Source organism: Domibacillus indicus, from assembly GCF_023715895.1.
GTDB lineage: Bacteria > Bacillota > Bacilli > Bacillales > Domibacillaceae > Domibacillus > Domibacillus indicus_A.
The window spans coordinates 20,946-37,037 of the sequence record NZ_JAMBOO010000008.1; the positions used below are offsets into that span (position 1 = coordinate 20,946).

Annotated in this window: 22 protein-coding genes and 1 pseudogene; all 23 read right to left on the reverse strand. The window is 44.8% G+C overall.

Features of this window, described 5'->3' with window-relative positions:
• Nucleotides 1-6: 6 nt before the first annotated feature.
• On the reverse strand, nucleotides 7-210 hold the full coding sequence (locus M3221_RS13415; protein WP_251272265.1) for a cold-shock protein: 204 nt from the start codon (nucleotides 208-210) through the stop codon (nucleotides 7-9).
• Nucleotides 211-1,218: 1,008 nt separating this feature from the next.
• Nucleotides 1,219-2,073 carry a peptidoglycan-binding protein gene (locus M3221_RS13420; protein WP_251272266.1) on the reverse strand — a complete coding sequence of 285 codons (855 nt, stop codon included), beginning with the start codon at nucleotides 2,071-2,073 and terminating at the stop codon, nucleotides 1,219-1,221.
• Between the two features lie 61 nt (nucleotides 2,074-2,134).
• Nucleotides 2,135-2,560, reverse strand: coding sequence for a phage holin family protein (locus tag M3221_RS13425; protein ID WP_251272267.1), 426 nt, complete (start codon nucleotides 2,558-2,560; stop codon nucleotides 2,135-2,137).
• Nucleotides 2,561-2,690: 130 nt separating this feature from the next.
• Nucleotides 2,691-2,972 carry a hypothetical protein gene (locus tag M3221_RS13430; protein ID WP_251272268.1) on the reverse strand — a complete coding sequence of 94 codons (282 nt, stop codon included), beginning with the start codon at nucleotides 2,970-2,972 and terminating at the stop codon, nucleotides 2,691-2,693.
• A 139-nt stretch (nucleotides 2,973-3,111) separates the two neighbouring features.
• A complete protein-coding gene (locus M3221_RS13435; RefSeq protein WP_251272269.1) occupies nucleotides 3,112-3,333 on the reverse strand; it encodes a hypothetical protein in 222 nt (73 codons plus the stop codon).
• Between the two features lie 22 nt (nucleotides 3,334-3,355).
• Complete coding sequence (locus M3221_RS13440) at nucleotides 3,356-3,502, reverse strand: hypothetical protein (protein ID WP_251272270.1); 147 nt, start codon at nucleotides 3,500-3,502, stop codon at nucleotides 3,356-3,358.
• Between the two features lie 167 nt (nucleotides 3,503-3,669).
• Nucleotides 3,670-3,921, reverse strand: a complete 252-nt coding sequence (locus M3221_RS13445) for a hypothetical protein (RefSeq protein WP_251272271.1) — start codon at nucleotides 3,919-3,921, stop codon at nucleotides 3,670-3,672.
• A 43-nt stretch (nucleotides 3,922-3,964) separates the two neighbouring features.
• Nucleotides 3,965-4,294, reverse strand: coding sequence for a hypothetical protein (locus M3221_RS13450; RefSeq protein WP_251272272.1), 330 nt, complete (start codon nucleotides 4,292-4,294; stop codon nucleotides 3,965-3,967).
• A 14-nt stretch (nucleotides 4,295-4,308) separates the two neighbouring features.
• Nucleotides 4,309-5,364 carry a hypothetical protein gene (locus M3221_RS13455; protein WP_251272273.1) on the reverse strand — a complete coding sequence of 352 codons (1,056 nt, stop codon included), beginning with the start codon at nucleotides 5,362-5,364 and terminating at the stop codon, nucleotides 4,309-4,311.
• A gap of 2 nt (nucleotides 5,365-5,366) precedes the next feature.
• On the reverse strand, nucleotides 5,367-5,708 hold the full coding sequence (locus tag M3221_RS13460) for a hypothetical protein (RefSeq protein WP_251272274.1): 342 nt from the start codon (nucleotides 5,706-5,708) through the stop codon (nucleotides 5,367-5,369).
• 16 nt (nucleotides 5,709-5,724) lie between these two features.
• Nucleotides 5,725-5,904 (reverse strand): hypothetical protein, encoded by a 180-nt coding sequence (locus M3221_RS13465; protein ID WP_251272275.1) that lies wholly within the window; start codon nucleotides 5,902-5,904, stop codon nucleotides 5,725-5,727.
• On the reverse strand, nucleotides 5,905-6,174 hold the full coding sequence (locus tag M3221_RS13470; RefSeq protein WP_251272276.1) for a hypothetical protein: 270 nt from the start codon (nucleotides 6,172-6,174) through the stop codon (nucleotides 5,905-5,907).
• On the reverse strand, nucleotides 6,175-6,525 hold the full coding sequence (locus tag M3221_RS13475) for a PF13754 domain-containing protein (RefSeq protein WP_251272277.1): 351 nt from the start codon (nucleotides 6,523-6,525) through the stop codon (nucleotides 6,175-6,177).
• Nucleotides 6,526-6,528: 3 nt separating this feature from the next.
• A complete protein-coding gene (locus M3221_RS13480) occupies nucleotides 6,529-7,425 on the reverse strand; it encodes an Ig-like domain-containing protein (protein ID WP_251272278.1) in 897 nt (298 codons plus the stop codon).
• A 421-nt stretch (nucleotides 7,426-7,846) separates the two neighbouring features.
• Nucleotides 7,847-7,951 (reverse strand): annotated as a pseudogene (locus tag M3221_RS13485) (hypothetical protein); the annotation flags it as partial.
• A complete protein-coding gene (locus M3221_RS13490) occupies nucleotides 7,951-8,235 on the reverse strand; it encodes a hypothetical protein (RefSeq protein WP_251272279.1) in 285 nt (94 codons plus the stop codon). The pseudogene M3221_RS13485 and the gene M3221_RS13490, both read right to left, overlap by 1 nt.
• Entirely contained in the window at nucleotides 8,236-8,820 is a 585-nt protein-coding gene (locus M3221_RS13495) for a putative phage tail protein (protein ID WP_251272280.1), read from the reverse strand.
• Nucleotides 8,817-9,962 (reverse strand): baseplate J/gp47 family protein, encoded by a 1,146-nt coding sequence (locus M3221_RS13500; protein WP_251272281.1) that lies wholly within the window; start codon nucleotides 9,960-9,962, stop codon nucleotides 8,817-8,819. Before M3221_RS13500 ends, M3221_RS13495 begins: the two co-directional genes overlap by 4 nt.
• Nucleotides 9,955-10,422 carry a DUF2634 domain-containing protein gene (locus M3221_RS13505; protein WP_251272282.1) on the reverse strand — a complete coding sequence of 156 codons (468 nt, stop codon included), beginning with the start codon at nucleotides 10,420-10,422 and terminating at the stop codon, nucleotides 9,955-9,957. The genes M3221_RS13500 and M3221_RS13505 overlap by 8 nt, the downstream gene beginning before the upstream one ends.
• 12 nt (nucleotides 10,423-10,434) lie before the next feature.
• Nucleotides 10,435-10,800 (reverse strand): hypothetical protein, encoded by a 366-nt coding sequence (locus M3221_RS13510; protein WP_251272283.1) that lies wholly within the window; start codon nucleotides 10,798-10,800, stop codon nucleotides 10,435-10,437.
• 14 nt (nucleotides 10,801-10,814) lie between these two features.
• Nucleotides 10,815-12,719: a C40 family peptidase gene (locus tag M3221_RS13515; RefSeq protein ID WP_251272284.1), complete on the reverse strand. Its 1,905-nt coding sequence runs from the start codon at nucleotides 12,717-12,719 to the stop codon at nucleotides 10,815-10,817.
• Nucleotides 12,716-13,396 (reverse strand): LysM peptidoglycan-binding domain-containing protein, encoded by a 681-nt coding sequence (locus M3221_RS13520; RefSeq protein WP_251272285.1) that lies wholly within the window; start codon nucleotides 13,394-13,396, stop codon nucleotides 12,716-12,718. The genes M3221_RS13515 and M3221_RS13520 overlap by 4 nt, the downstream gene beginning before the upstream one ends.
• Nucleotides 13,393-15,918 carry a phage tail tape measure protein gene (locus M3221_RS13525; protein ID WP_251272286.1) on the reverse strand — a complete coding sequence of 842 codons (2,526 nt, stop codon included), beginning with the start codon at nucleotides 15,916-15,918 and terminating at the stop codon, nucleotides 13,393-13,395. The genes M3221_RS13520 and M3221_RS13525 overlap by 4 nt, the downstream gene beginning before the upstream one ends.
• Between the last annotated feature and the right edge of the window lie 174 nt (nucleotides 15,919-16,092).

Consider the following 16,092-nt stretch of genomic DNA (forward strand, 5'->3'; position numbering starts at 1 on the left):
TTAAGATTAAGCAGCTTTTTGAACGTTAGTTGCTTGAGCTCCACGAGCACCTTGCTCAACGTCAAACGTTACTTTTTGACCTTCGTCTAAAGACTTGTATCCGTCACTTTGGATTGCAGAGAAGTGTACGAATACATCGTCTCCATTTTCACGTTCGATAAAGCCAAAACCTTTTTCTGCATTAAACCATTTAACTGTACCTTTTTCCATTTTTGTTGCCTCCTAGTGCGTTACCACACATTGTATTACTATCCCTGCTCAAAGTATTTATCAAGACGAAAAGTCGATATTCATACTATCCTTTACACCGAACAAAAATAATTCTTCCTTATCATAGCAGGAAACGGAAATAATTGCAAATTAATATTATCGTTTAGCCGTGGCATTATTTGTTAAACGTGTGGATACCCATACAGAATCGGTAAGCAAAATAGAAAATGTCAATAATCCTGCATCGAATTTATAATATTGTCTAAGATGCCTATTAATAACTATGGTTTGAAAACCCCATGAAAATGAATCACGAGTGTCTTCAAACCTTTTTCTTTGCTTAATAGTACTTCAAAAATAATTTTTACGGTTATTGATTGTTAATGATTTCTTTAAAAAGCTCAGCTGTTTCTTGTTCAAGTGCAAGATATTCTCTTAAAAGCAGGGCTGTTCACTGGTAAAGCTTTGTTTCTGCAGATGTTACCAAACGGTCACTCACGGTAAATCCCCATTTGCCAAGATGTTCATTATAAAATGATATTTGATCACAAATAATCTTCCTTTTATTCATTACCACTTTTCAAAGCCTTTTAAATTAAGAAATTCAAGCTTAATAGTAATATGGTCTTCTGGCTCTTTATTTTGACACTCAAAAACCAATCCATATACGGTAGTATTTCCTTACTTGTAATGTTTGTTCTCAAACATCTGTTTCCGCTTAGGAATAAAAAAAGCAATTACCTCTGGACGAAGTAACTGCCAAATTAAATATATGTGCCAAAAGAAAATGAACAAAGGCAGAGCTATACCTTTGTAAGATGAATGTATGTTAAGACAGTAAGATATATGAAACATATACCAAATGAAAAGAGCAGTTGCGAATTGCAATCTGTTCAAAAAGGAAGGAAATGAGTATTGCCATTGCCTTAATCAGTGTATGACTTCTTGAATACAAGGCTTAATTTGTTAGCCCTTTAGCATTTAAAAAATTGATGTAAGGTGATTTTCTTACGCACTATATGATTTGATTTTTGGATTGTAGCCGTGCTCAACTGCAATAAGTGCCCGTGCCTCTTCTGCAGACTCAAGCGATGTGAAAACGCCGGTGTACACTCGGTTGTCCTCCGCACCTTTTCGAGCGTTGAAGCCAAGTTCTTTTGCCGCGGCTTCTGCAGCTTCCGGAGTGCCAAATGTGCCCGTAACAACGCGGAAAATACCTGGTGTTGCGACAAACGATTTCTTTTTAAGCAACTCGTCGATCTTGGCCAGGGTTGCTTCTCCTGCCACTCCATCGATGGTTAAGCCCGTACGACGTTGCAAAATCATAACAGCATTTGTTGTGCCTTTGCCGTGGATTCCATCGACACCGTTTGTATCCAAGCCCAGCTTTACGAGCTTTTCCTGCAGGGCAAGGATCTCTTCTTTGCTCATGACGTTGATCGGTGCTGCAGCTGCTACAGTCAACGCCTTATCAGTGCCATAACCTTTATAATTGTACTGCAGGTGTGGAGCATCCCAGCCCCAGCGGTATCCAGATTCAAAGCCCAGCTTCTCAGCGTATTGGATCGCTGCATAAAACGGAAACTTGCCATAAGCTTCCTTTGCCCACTGTGCTTTGCCATCTTGGATCGGGACGAAATCCAAAGCTTGTCCCGTTAAGTGAAAACTTTTCAAGGTTTTTGAAGCGCCTTTTGCTAAGTTTTCCCGCTGTTGCGCCATAGTGCGGAGCGTTTCATAAACCAGTACATCGATTTTGTTATCTACACAATACTGATACCATTTCATTGCCTGCGCTCTTGTATTTGGCGCTAAATCATCCAGATTTCCAAGGTTTCTTTGATGATAAGTAGGTAACCAACTCATTTTCTTATCCTCCTGTTCAAATAAAAAGAGCAGCCCGCTAGGATCGCTCTGCTTGGTGTATTTAAACTGCTTTATCGTCTTTATTACTGACACGTTTTTCGCCAGGCTTATCGTTAAACAAGGCAAGCTTTTCTAAGATCGAGGCTGGGATTGGCACGCCTAATTTACCTGCATTTTCTACAATCGATAAAATCTCATTACAAATGTAGAAAAGGACTGTCCCTTTCGCCAAGGCGCCGTCTAAGCCCAGCACCTGATCTGCAATATTGGCGGCAATGATCACGATGAACACGCCCACTTTTCTGGCGTAGCCATATAATGCTGTACGGCTTCGCAGGCGCCCTTCTTTCCACGCGTACATAACGCCTGTCACAATATCACATGCCATCATGAGCAGTAGCAGATCAATAAATTGAGCGCCGCCAAACAGATACATTTTTACAACTTCCAATCCTTCTCCGTGTATAAACACTTGAAATCCCTCCATTTTGTTGTCACCTCCTTTCGGTGATGACCTCCCGCAGTTATTTTTCTCTACTAAAAAAGCCGCCCGGAGGCAGCATGAATGAACTTAAAAAGAGCACCCGTATGGATGCTCAAATGAAATCAATAAATATTTATTTACTGAACTCAAAATTATATTTCTTATTAATTTTTTGGGCGATTTCATCTAAAAATGCCTCTACAGTCATTTTTTCTACTTCTTTAGTATACCAAGCTAGTTTGGCACCTTTTCTTTTCTTATTATAAGCCACTTCAAGTGGCATATAGGCTTTAACTGCGTAAGTATAATCAAATTTAATATATAACTCGTTTCCCAGTGGGCACTCTAATTTCACTGTATACAATGGATTTTTATGCTCTGGTTCAAACTTCACTTTTTTGATTTTTGCTAACATTATTTATTCCTCCGATAGTGTTTGTCGTCATTAGTAACATCGGATAGGTTAGCAGTTATGTTAAGTTTCTATATGAATAAGAAGTTTCCCAAGGCAGCTTGGTTTTTGTGCATAAGAAAGAGCACCCAATATAGATGCTCTAACGTAATTTATTTAGTTTTACTGCTTGATAGTTCCCTAAGTAATAGTTAAAATTGTCCGTATATTTTTCGTAATGATATAATTTCTTTTCCTCAAATTCTTTTCGAATTCTTTTATTAATACAATCGGCTTCAAGCTGTTTGTATTTAAAATAATTATATCTGTGCCACATCTGAAGAAGTTCAGACAAAAATAAAGAGCAATTTGCTTTTACTTTCATATATTAACCCTCCAATTCCCCTTTATCCCTTTTCACTTTGAGTTTGAGATACTTTTAGATAATTTTCATTTCTTTTTTGTTCATACCATTCAACCGCTTTGCGTTGTTTTGAAGTTAAGTAACCCATATTAACTTTTGGTGCATTCTTTCTCATATTTCGCTTATTCAATTTTAAAACCACCCTATATCCTAACTATACTGTTAAATTGTTTATCGACAATTTCTGAAAAATTTCAACATAATAGGCGATTTTACAAAAGAAAAAGCCCTTCAATTACAAAGCGCTTGCTAAACAGTATCGTTTTACTATTCTCAATAGGACATAAAAAATACACCTTACTCTGTAGGTGCTGTTTCCGTTCCTTCTGTTGGATATTTATAAGCCACCGTATCGTCATATTCCGGCTGTGTAATCCATTCGTTTGTATGTGCATTATGAATTTCGTCTTCTGAATAAACCGCAGCTGCTTTCTGCTTTACCGGTTCGACGTATTCAGCTGGGATGTTTGTAAAGCGCGTTTCTGTTGTTTCGCCGTAGATATAAATGTTTCGTGCGTAAGTGTTTGTTCTAAAGTCGTAGATTGCCATTGATAATGCCTCCTATATTGATATTAAGGTCGATCAAACCTTTTCATTGGTTGAAATAGAAGTCCATAAACCCTTGCAGATCAGCGCTTAATGTCGCCATTTCTTGTTCCTGCTTTTCGATCTTTGCTTTTAGCTGCGCGTTTTCTTCTTCTGGCGACAACGGACGGTCTACATATTCATAATACAACCCTTTAGTTGCATCGTATTTTAAAATAGGATCTTTACCCTTTATTTGTTCCGGTTCGGGTAACGATTCAACAAAAATACCGGTTTTCTCTAATTCCTCTTTCGTTCTTTTAAGCCCGTATTCTTCGTGAAAAGGTGCAAAATGCGTCATTGTTACTTCTCTGTTTTGTAAGCCAATATAAATCATTTCATTTCCCCCTCTTACAGTAATTTAAAGTTTTGTGATAATACGTTTAAATACATCCATGAGTTCAGGTATGAAACCCACGGGATTTTAGCACCCTTTTTGCCTTTGACAAACGTTGATTGCTTCTGGTAAGGTCCGCCATTTGACGGCGTTATTGTATAGAGAACTGCACCGGTACTTAATCTGAAACACGTTATCACACCATTAGAGATAGTGAAAATTTCATCCGTATCAACATTTACATACGAGAAGTCCGCCGTATAACTTATACTATACTGCCCGATTCTTGTCCAAGTGGTAGTTGTAGTATCGTACACGTTAACCGCTACCGGGCTTGAAGACGATACAACGGCTCTATTGCCGTCCACATGGACACTATCGCCATAGAAGTATCCGGAATGTGCTGTGAGTTCAACCGGCGCAATATCGTCTAATGCCAATGATCCAATTATGCCGTTGTTGCCGCCTGTCTTGAAGTAAATTCGGCCATTATGAATCCACGGTTTATTGAGACGGCTGATGCTGGCGCGGGTACTGTATATCTCATATAGCGCGTTCCCCATATTTCCGACTACCGTCATTGTTTGCAAGTTCACCGTCGTATAATAGACGTATGATCCTATTGTAAAAAGCACCACCAAATACTTGTCGTATTCGTAATGAGCCTGGTAAGTGACCGCGCTGTTGTAAAGCGTGACCATTGATAATAGTTCCGTGAATGTATCATTGTAGAACTTCAGTGAGTTACTATCGACAACGATGTATTTATCTAAGTATGTTGAATAAATCATTTCTGAACCATTCCCGGCGGTTGGTGATACCTCTGCTATGAGCCCGAAATCCTCGTTTATCAAAGCGTGTTTATAAGGGTTGCTACTGTACTGATACGTGAATGTATAAACGCCGTTAGGCATCCGCTTGAACCCCTTTGAAGTATTGGCCATATATCGCCCTTTACTTAGGATGGGCGGCGTGTCCATCCCTTGTAAGTCTCTATATGAGATTTCTGATCCGCTGCGATATTTACCCCCGCCGAATGGTCCGCCGTGAATACTAATATCCAGATTCATAATTACGCCCCCGTCCAGTCGCCGTCTGCGTCATATGTGATTGGACGCGCTACAGTCGTTTTTACTGTTGTCCCGTCTGCTTCATAGACAGTAAAGGTACGGGTCGTATATTGCGGGCTGGTTCCGCCAGAAAGGACAACTTTTACTACCAGCTTATCGTCTACACGGTTTCTGTATTCTACAGTCGTAAAGACGCCGTTCGCATCCTTCCCAGACCGGACCATTTTACAAGGTCCTACCAGCGATTCTATGACCCTGAAATTTTCGTTCCATTCGTACATATCCAGATCGTCGTCTAGACCCCACTTGTGCAGCTGCAGCTGATCTGTTTTGTATTGGCTCATTTAAACCCCTGCTTTCTTAATTCGGTTCATCTACGTCACGCCATGTAAGACCGCGATCATGGACCTGCTGCCAGGTTAATGTCTGCAGATCGCGCAGCGTAATAACAGACGTTACAGATACTTCAATTTTAAAGCTTTGCCCCGCGTTTACTGTCTGCGGCGTCAGCGTCACGCTGTCTATAACAGGCCCAGCCATTTAATAACGCTCCACGTTAATCGGCACAGGCGCTTTTAAGATTTCATTTGCAACTTCATATGTAAACATTAGCGTATACAGCCCTTTAGCTGGGGGCTGAATCACCGCTGTTAGCTCTTTATCATTTATCGAACATTCGCCCGTCTGCACAGCTTCCTCGTTGCTATTTCGGTATAGCGTGAAGACCGGGTTTCGAATCACGAAGGGGGCTGTACTGGTGCTGATAATGTTGACTTTTACTTCTTTACGTTCCCCTAGAATAAACTTCATTTACAAAACCACCCTCACACTAAAATTCTGCGGCAGTTCTGCGTGCTGCATGTGCGGATCGACCACATAAAAGGCAAAATCGGAACTGATCACCGTGCAAGCAAACGGATCATCTCCCACCTTATATACATAATTCAGTGGAATTACCTGCGCCGATAAAGTGGACGGGTCAATTGCAAACAGCATCGCGGTACTATATGCCATGTTTCCAGCTTCGTCATATGCCGTGACTTCGACGATAAACTCACCATCAAGGTTAAGCGGCACAGGTGCGACCCATGTACCGCTTTTGTCTTTGCTGAAGATGATGCTTGTCCCGTCGATTTCCCCGGTCATTCGTACCACAGCCATAAATTAGTCAGTTACAGAAACGCTGATAATAAATGTCGCACCTGTGTCCACTGGATTAGGCGTGATTGTTAAGCCGCTAATTGTTGGAGCGACTGTATCAAGCGTGACGGTACGTGTAACGGTTGTTTCCAGACCTGCGCTGTCACGAGCTTTTACGACAATCGTATTTGTTCCAGCTGTGAGCGTAACCGCTTTGCTGAATGCGCCAGAAGACACCGTAACCGCGCCCTGGTCTGCCCCGTTCACGGCAATTGTAACCGTCGTAGGGTTTGAAGTAGCGTCAGACGTAGTCCCTGTTACTGTCAGGTTTGTTTGGTTTATTACCAAAGCATTTACAGGCGCTGTAACGTTCAAGGTAGGCGCTACAGTATCAACTACAAACGTTACGGACTGCTGCGTCGCTGCATTTCCGTCATTATCCGACACGTTTACCGTGTACGTGTGATTTCCTTGTGCTAAACCGCTGGCAGTATACGAGAAGTTGTAGCCGCCTGTAACCGGCGTAAAGGTAATATTCGCATTTGATACGGCTGTTCCGTCGATCTTCAAAGAGAAAGAAGAAAGATTAATCCCAGAACCGTTTGTTTCATCTTTGATCGTTCCTGTGATGGTCGGTGCAGCTGTTGTCATACGTGCATTTGCAGCTGGAGAAAGGGCTGAAATAACTGGTGGCACCTTCTCCTTAACAACTAGGCGGTTTGCCGTGTTCGTCGCATCCTGTGTGGTGCTGTTTCCCGCAGTATCCGTCGCTGTAACTGTTACAGCGAAATAGCCACCTGATTCATTAAAAGACGTTTTTGTAGGCGCTGTGACCGTCGCTTCATATTTTCCTGTTGATCCGTTAAGCGTCAATGTATATGTTTGGCCGTTTATCGTGGCCGTGACTGTTTGTACTGTCAATGTCCTGCCCCCTTATTTGTTATGAAGTACCTTCAGGAATACCCATCACATCGCGCCAGCGAAGGGCGCCGATTTGGTTTCGGTTGATTAAGCCGTTTTCATTTAGTGTCGCAATTCCGTTCGCTTTGCCCAGTGTATCTGTCACTGCTTTTACTTTTGCTGCAGACCCTGCGGTTGTTTCCTGCTGGGTCCAGGATGACCAGGCTGAACCATTAAACAAACGAAAATGTACGGCGTTTGTCGATAAGTTTAAAGCGAATTGATAAAAAGCGCCCGCAGCTGTTTTTGGTGTGTTGCAGATCAAGTAAGCAGCCGCTGAAGGCGTGGCTGTGACGGCATTTGTGACTGTGTAATATTTTTGATCGGTCAACGTGTTTGCGCTCCCGCTTGATACAGCCGTTGTGCCTTTTATAAGCGCGTCAGACAGTATCGTATGGGCATCTTTAATCCCTTGTTCCCAGCGATTAATATCACCTTCTGTTACCGGGTCGTTTCCCTGCCAATTTGTTTTTGCATTATAGGCCATTATTTACGTTCACCCCTTACATTAAATTCAAAGGTGAAGACAAGCGGTTTCCCAGCTGCAGGGGTAAAATTCGTTGTCCGGTTTGTGATCACGCCGCCATTTTCATCCAGTAATGCGACCGATGTTACCGGAGTCGTCATTTCGATATTTCCTGTGTTAATTACAATCTTCCCGCCGCTGTCTGTTTTTGTGCTGATCGGTACGTCTGTCGCACCGTTCAAGCGCACCGTTGTCGCCCGGTTCAGAATATCGGTACGGGCACGCTGTATATATGCCGTATTCATTTATAGAACCATCCTTTCCTGCGACTTAATCGGCGTCATGCCTACCCGGAACTCATTGACCGTGTGGTATGTGTTCAGATTTACAGAAACCGTGTCTTCGATAATCAATTCTTCATCTGTGTAAAGCCCGACGACATGCCGCATATGTGCTGGCTTCATTTCTTCAAACGCTTCAATCATCCCGTCAAAACTGACAAGGTGATCAATATTGTGCATGGTCATAAAGCGGTATGTACGCGGGATCGATCGAAAACGGGCAGTTTGCGGCACGCTGTACATATTGGCAAGGCGAAGGGCTTCTGGCTTTGTAAATGTGGAAAGCCCGGCCCGTTTAGCCATGACACGCGCCCGACGCAGCTCATAGCTGTCTGTTTCGATTGTCGAAAGATTATAGTTGAACTCCCAGTATTTCAGTCCCCAAGTGGCAGTCTGCACATGCAGCTGCGCCCGAAGATCGAGCGCACGCTCTGCATTTCGCTGGTGTTCAGATAAAATCGCAGTCAATACATCTCGGTACACCTGCGAAGTGTCGTAATAGCTGGGCACCAGCTGCATGACGGCTTCGACGCGTTCTTCTAAGGTCATGTGAAATTCACCATCCCGCGAACTGGAATTTCATTACCCTGTACTGCGATATTTGTTGTGCCGCCGTTTAGTGTGAAATTACTATAATCCGCGATAAGCTCATTTGCTCCAAGCAAGGCTTCTACTTTCTTATAAATCACGTACTGCGTTTCTGAAGAAGAAAGTGCAAGATCTGCGACCCCGCTTAAATAAGTGTCAAAATCAACTTTAAACGAATCAATAACCTGCTGCATTGTAGCACCAGGCATTAGCACGACTTTAGCAGCTGCATCGATTAGCTTGTCCACCGAACTTTCGACTGTGACAATCGCACCGACTGGCGCCTTCCCGTCACCCATACCGTCCTGATACGGGTCAATATAAGTCTGTACTGCATTTATCATTTCTGCGGTAGCTGGACGCCCTTCAATGTCTGCAATGATCAGCTTGACCGTGCCATCACCGTCCCATAATGGAATAGGTTTTACAGTACCCACACCGATAACTTCCTGTGCCCAAGCGTCATAATCCAGCTTGTTGCCGCTGCGGCGCGGCAGCTGTGCAGCATTTTTCCATCGCTGCAGAAGGCTTTCATCACTTTCTCGATCCCGGCCTCCCTCAAAATCTTCGGCCTGATCGATTGAAATAATACCGGATAACGTTGGAAGAAACGTCCAAGCAGACCCCGCTTCAACATTCATTGATGCCCCTTCACCCTGCGTATCGACCAAAATGTCTTGTGTGCCTTCTGCCGTATAAATGACTTCTTCAGTTACAATGCCGATGATGGGATTTCCATCAGCATCCACGGCAGTCGTGATCAGTTCTTGACCCTGCTGGATCGTGACACCAGCGCGGGCTGTTACCTGGAGTTTGCCCTGAGCGATCGTTGCTTCGAAACGCGGTTCCATATTCGTTCCTGCAACGTTCATATCAAGATAAATATCTTCTGCATACACCGGGAAAGCGTGCCGAAGTGTGGCGTCCATATTTGTGCCCTGCTGCTGGGTATCCAGCGCACCAGCGACGACTACGTCATACACAAAGTCGCCAGGTTCTTTCCGGTATTTCTCCAGCTCTGGACGCGCCAGTACACGTTCCTTTATCGCATCTTCACTTTCTTCAAAAACACTTTGGAATTCAAGATCCAATTCATCAGCCATCAGATAAAATCACCCCTTCGATTATGACATCCTGATTAAAGATAGTCTGAAGCGTGAAGCTGATTTCGACTTCATCTTCCTTCAGGTGATCGGCATCTTCCCCGTATTGACCTGGTGCGCCACGGCGTTTTAAAACAAGGTCCGTGACACCAGTAATCCATGGATCATAAATCAGGGCTTCAATTGTTGCACGCTCCAGCTCATTTAGGCGGGCCTCTTCTGTCAGACCATCCGCTTTTTTGATTTCATAGGCATCATTTCCATACTTGTGATCAAGATCTTCGTCATCGATATTGGCGTATATCAAGTACTTTCCTCGTGCTGTATTCAAGGCTTTTAACGCGACTTGATTTGCTGCTTCGCCGCCTTTCACAAGGATGACCCGGCGCCGCGAATCAAGGGCGAAATCGCCTTTTTCCCAATCAAACACAGGGGTCTCCTGCTCTAAAATATCAGCCATATTGTCACCTCATTAATTCGCCGCGACGAATATCCCATTTTTCAGGGTATACGTCGTAACGGTCGATCCATTTGAAACTTGTATCTGTTCAGATAATCCTTTATTGTCCAAACGCTGGATGATGCCCCAGCGGTTAGGTGTAGGGTTATCACCTATCGGTACTGCAAAATAACGGGCGAAGGGTTCAAGCGGAAGATATTCCGCGGGGATTTCGAACAGCGCCATCGACACAGGGTTTGCTGAACCTTCAAAAATCAATGTGCTGGAAGAATCTGCAGTCACGATCGTCATGCCTTTTCGATTTACGGCACCCTTGCTTCCCTGCTGCTTTATCAGCCCCAGAAGCTCCTGCGCTTTATTTACCTGTGTTTTTGCCATTGCCTGCCCTCCCTTTATAGAACCCTTCGTATTTGCATAAATTGTTTTCCCCAGTAGTCGGCGGCTGTCTGCATGGTATATCCGTGTTCTTTACAGCCTGAAGATGCCAGGCTGACACAGTAGCCTGGCCGCGTCACAATACCTACGTGCGAAGGAAGATGTTTCGCACGCCCCTTAATTGTTCCTTTAAATACAACCAGGTCGCCCGGCTGCGCTTCTCTCGTGCTGATCTTTACGCCTTTTGTGGCCTGATTGATAGAGCCGTCGCCTATGTTTAAGCCTACAGCCACCCTGTACACATACTTTGTGAAGCCTGAACAGTCCCCCTGGCCGTTTGTGATTGTTTTACCGTTCCACTTATACTTTAGCTTCCCTTTCCATTTCCGGGCTTCAGCGACAATTTTATCGCGCTTCGTGTTCCCGTTAGAAGAAGAGCCGCTTGACGTATTCACGGTTTTGGTGACTGTCTTCAGCTTCGCTTCATATTTTGGTTTCAGTGTTTTCCAGTTCTTCACTTTATTCCGGGCATCAGCTGGACCTTTGCCGCGTTCTAAAATGGTCACTTCCACGCTTCGGCGTCCAAAATTCGCTGTCGCTGTCTTTCCTTTAATCAGGATGTCAACTCGCTTACCGCCGTTCTCCCGCTTGATTGCGCCTCCGGTATCTTCAGCCAAATAAATGCCTGAATACTTCGGCATAGACGGTACCTGGATATGCACAACCGATCCATATGGGATTATGGACGGGGAAACTGCGATGGTACGGTTATACGCCCATATGGTGCTTGTCGCAGTGTATTTTCCGTCACCCTGCTTGTTGATCCCGCCAAGCTTCGGATCGTATGCTGTGGCTTGGAAAGAGCTGTACGCTTGTCCATTTATGCGGGCTGTAGCATCCGTCGTGGTTGTGCTGCCTGAGCCAACTTCAGCTGCTTTTTTCTTGGCCGGATCTTCATTTGCATCTTCGATCTGAATTTCAGGAACGTACGCGGTTTTTTGTACATCCACGGCGACACTGATCAAGCCGTCAGATTGAAATTCATGTACTGCATTTCGAATATGGTAACCGCCCAGCAGTCCGCTGAATTGTTCTTCAATGTAGACCATGTCTGCGGAAAAGAATACAGGCATCTTCCCATCTGATACGCCAGACACACTTGCGGTGATCCCGACGCTGGAAACTTCATCAAGGAACTTTTGTGCCAGGCCGTTTATATTTGCAGCATCTTCCTTACTGACCTCTTCCATATCCTGAATCATGCCGTATTTCTTTCTTTGTACTGCGTTCTGCTTTGTAACAATCTGGCCAGTTTCCCGGTTGATTAGCTTCACGACTGTGGCCATATTTTCGCCGTCTTCTTCATACGTGGCTTCAGTAAGGTTTACACCTACCTGAAAGGACCACATTAGTTTCGGTGTTTCCAGCAGAACAAGATCAGCAGCATCTGTGTATGGATTGTATCGCGGCATCCATCGTGTGTTTGTTTTCGCTTTAGTACGGGCCATTGAATCTGTTAAGGCTGTGACTGCTTTTTCTTTCTGATACCACAGTTCAGTAAGGATAATTTTCGTGTTTGGGATGTTACCAATATTGATTTCACATGCTTTTAAAAGCTGCTTATAAATCTGCCCCAGTGTCATCCCTGGAAAGTGCCAGTCATTTACACTTTTCAATTTGTACAGCGGGTCATAGGCCACATACTGCATCTGCCGATCATCCACGAAGCGGCGTCTGTAAACCTTGCCAATGAACTCCCGGCGGTTCTGCACGAAAAATTCAACGTCAGCACCTTCAGGGATTTTATGCGAAAAGAGCGTAAACTCAAATTTTCGCGTAATGCTTTCAATTGGATCGTCAATACGCGGCGGTTCTGCGATCAGTTGGCTGACATCCTGCCCTGCCACTTCTATACGGATCATGGAATCACCAGCTTCACACCGACTTTTAAGTTATCAGGATTCGGGCCGATTACCTTTCTGTTCGGCAGGTAAAGCATTCGATACCAATCCGCAATTTTAAACTTTTTTGCGATCAGTGTGACACTGTCGCCTACTTTGACCGTGTAGGTTTGAGGCATCTTTTTTGCAGGTACCGGCGTCCTTGTTTTCGGCGTCGCTTTCTTTTTAACGGTTCCAGCTATGGGAGACACTTTTTCCGCCTTCACTTCACGATATTCGCGCAGCTCCAGCGTGTAAAAGATATGGCCCAAGCGGCCCCGGCCGTGATCCGGCACGTAGCTTGAAATATACATCCGTGAATTGATTCCGGCAGCTGGAATGATGACTTGAATGGAATTCCGCATCTTTTTCCATTCCAGAAATTTCTCCTGATAACTCAATGGTTTGGAAAGCTTTGTAGGTCTGACTCTTACGATGCCTGGATCATGCTTGCCAGGGAAAAAAGATGAAATTGTCATCGAATCCAGTTCAGTGCCAAGCGGAAATTCTACGCTTCCAAGCTCCACGATGTCTGCTTCGACGGCACGCGTGTCACCATAGTTGTATGTAATTTTCCCATCAATCGGCAAAACGGGCAGAGTTAAATACTCGCCCGTCTTGTTATGTCTGAAGGTAATATCGAAATTTAATTTGTTCATATCAGATCACCCAGCCCTGTCGCTTCTGTATCGCTTGCTTCAGCAAGTAATTCATAGATGATGTTAATGATCTCCATTGCCAGCTTGCGTGGATCTTCTGTTTTTGAACCATCGATCGTTAAGCCGCCGATAAGGTTTTGAATGGTAATGCTTTTTGAAGCTGCTCTGGCAATGGCAGCTGTCGATCCTGCAGGGCTTGCTGTTCCTGGCTCGATACCGACACTTGCGCCAGGTGCATCGGCTAATACATCATTCATAGCAGACGTAAGTGCCCCACGCTGCTTGTAAATGCCTTCAGCCATTGTGCTGACGATTTTTCCACCGTTATATGTAAGTTGAGACAGCGGACCACGCTTTGCATCTGAGAACGGAAGAAACTCACGTACCTTGCTGAGCACTCCGGAGATCGCATCGATTGGAGCTGAAGCCATTGACGTAATCCCATCGGCTAAAGTTGAAACAATTTTCTTGCCAGATTCGAAGAAGAGGTCTTTCAGATTTGAGAAGAATCCTTTAATATTGCTTTTTACTGTATCAAGCATTTTCATCATAGTGTCCCAGGCTCCGCGCCAGTCTCCTTGGAGTAATTGAAGCCCTGCCTTAAATACGGAAGTAATGAACGTCCAGGCGTTTGATACCACGGAAGAAACAAAAGAGAGTGCCGCTTGGATAACAGTGGAAATAATTTGGAAGGCAACCTGCACTACAGTCCAAATCGCCGTCACAGAAACTTTCGTTTGCGTCCAAATGTAGGTCCAGGCAACGTAAATGATGGTAGAAATTAAGGTCCAGTGTTCCTGAATAAAGGCGACCAGACCGCCAAATCCTGCAACGATCATCCCGATAATTTGGTTTAGAATCGGGGTCACAAAATCACGCAGGGTTGAAAAGGCCGTAACAATCGCGGAACCTATTTGCTTTAGTGCCGGAATTACTACACTTGCAATTTGTGCAATAAATGGCTGGAGCTTAGCCCAAAATTCTGCAATTCTTTGACCAGCTGCCTGCCACCCTCCGGCCATCCGAATTAAGTATCCGATCAGAAGACCAACGCCGACCGCGATCATCGTAATAGGGTTCATTGTCAGTACTGCAAAAAGCAGCCGCATAGCAAACAAAACAACCTTTGTTTTTAAGGCTACTGCAGCAAAATACGCGCCTACTGTGGCAAGAGCGACTCCTATTCCTACAAGATAAGGAGATATAGCAGCGATCACTGGGGTGAGAGCTTTGAATGCCCCGACAAGGAAGGTACCTACAGCCATTACAATTGGCTGTACCACGGCAAAAAAGCCTGGCAGGTTTGCCAAGGCCCAGTCTAGTATTTTTTTCAATCCATCAATAACAGGCTGGCCGAGCTGGGCAAATCCGAGCACAAACTGCCGGCTAAACTGCTCCCATTTTGCACCTAAAGTGTTTTGGAGCGCTTCACCTGCGGCGGCAGTTGCTCCCTGAAAATCACCGAGCCCCTTCATTCCCTTTTGCATCGCTAAAATTACCGAGTCGCCCATGTCCTCCCATTGTGTCCCGAAAAGTTGAACTCCAGCTGTTTCACGGGCAAGAGGGTCTTCAAGTGCAGCAAGACCCATCAAAGTTGCTTCATACGCAGCTTGCGCACTTTGACCGCCCGCAGCGATGTCCTGTGCCATTTTTGTTGCATCTAACCCGATAGCCGCGAAACCTTCCCGCGATGTTTTCGAACCATCTTGCAATCTGATAAAGCTCTCTTTTACAGAATCCCCGACTTTATCAAGCATGAAAGCACCCTGTTTGCTTCCTTCGATGAGCATACTCATCATCTGATCAGCTGAAAGACCTAAGTCAGCAAACTGCATACTGTACTCGTTTAGGGTATCAAGCATATCTCCAGCATAATTGCCTCCACGCTGAAAACCTGTCGTAATAATATCTAATGCGTCTGTTTGTGAAAGACCAGCAAAATTCGCAGTCAATGTTTTGACTACTTTTGCTGTTTCATCCACTGGGGCCTGCATATTAGAAACCTGCTCGATAATGTACAGCCCTTCCATTGTAGACTCTGTGACATCACCCATTACTTGCTTCAAGCCGGCCATATCTGTCGCAACCTGATCGAGCGCCGGCCCCCAGCCATTTGCATAAACTTGTGCTGCTGCAGCTGTCATTTGAGCTGCCTCTTCTTTTGTGGCTCCTGTCATGGCTTGTATTTTTCCTGTCGACTGATCAATTTGACCAGCCATTGCCGCTGCTGCTGAAGTTACTGCCCCGATGCCTGCTGCTAATGCACCAACAGCTACTACAGCGGCAGCGGTAGCTACCCTGAAGGCGACTGTCGCGGCGACTGACTTGTGTGTCGCAGTGGCATATCGCCCATTCGCTTCTCGAAGCCTGCCCTGGCGATCATAAAAGCGTCCTAATGCGGCATCTGCAATGGAAATCTGTTGTGCAAACCCATTCGTTGCACTGACTGAATCGCGAATACCGGACGTATAGCCTGACGAAACCAAACTCAGACGCGCGCCCATGTTAAATATTTTAGCCATTACCTGCTTCTCCCCCCTTTCTTTTTCGCTTTGTCAGCAGCTTGTTTTTCTGCTTCAATCCGCTGCTGTGTAGCTTCGTAAATAAAGGCACGTTCGAACGGCGGCAAAGATAAAATATCGCTGGGGAATGTACCTTTTTCATTCCAAATATAAGCCAGCAGTTGTGCTTCGCCG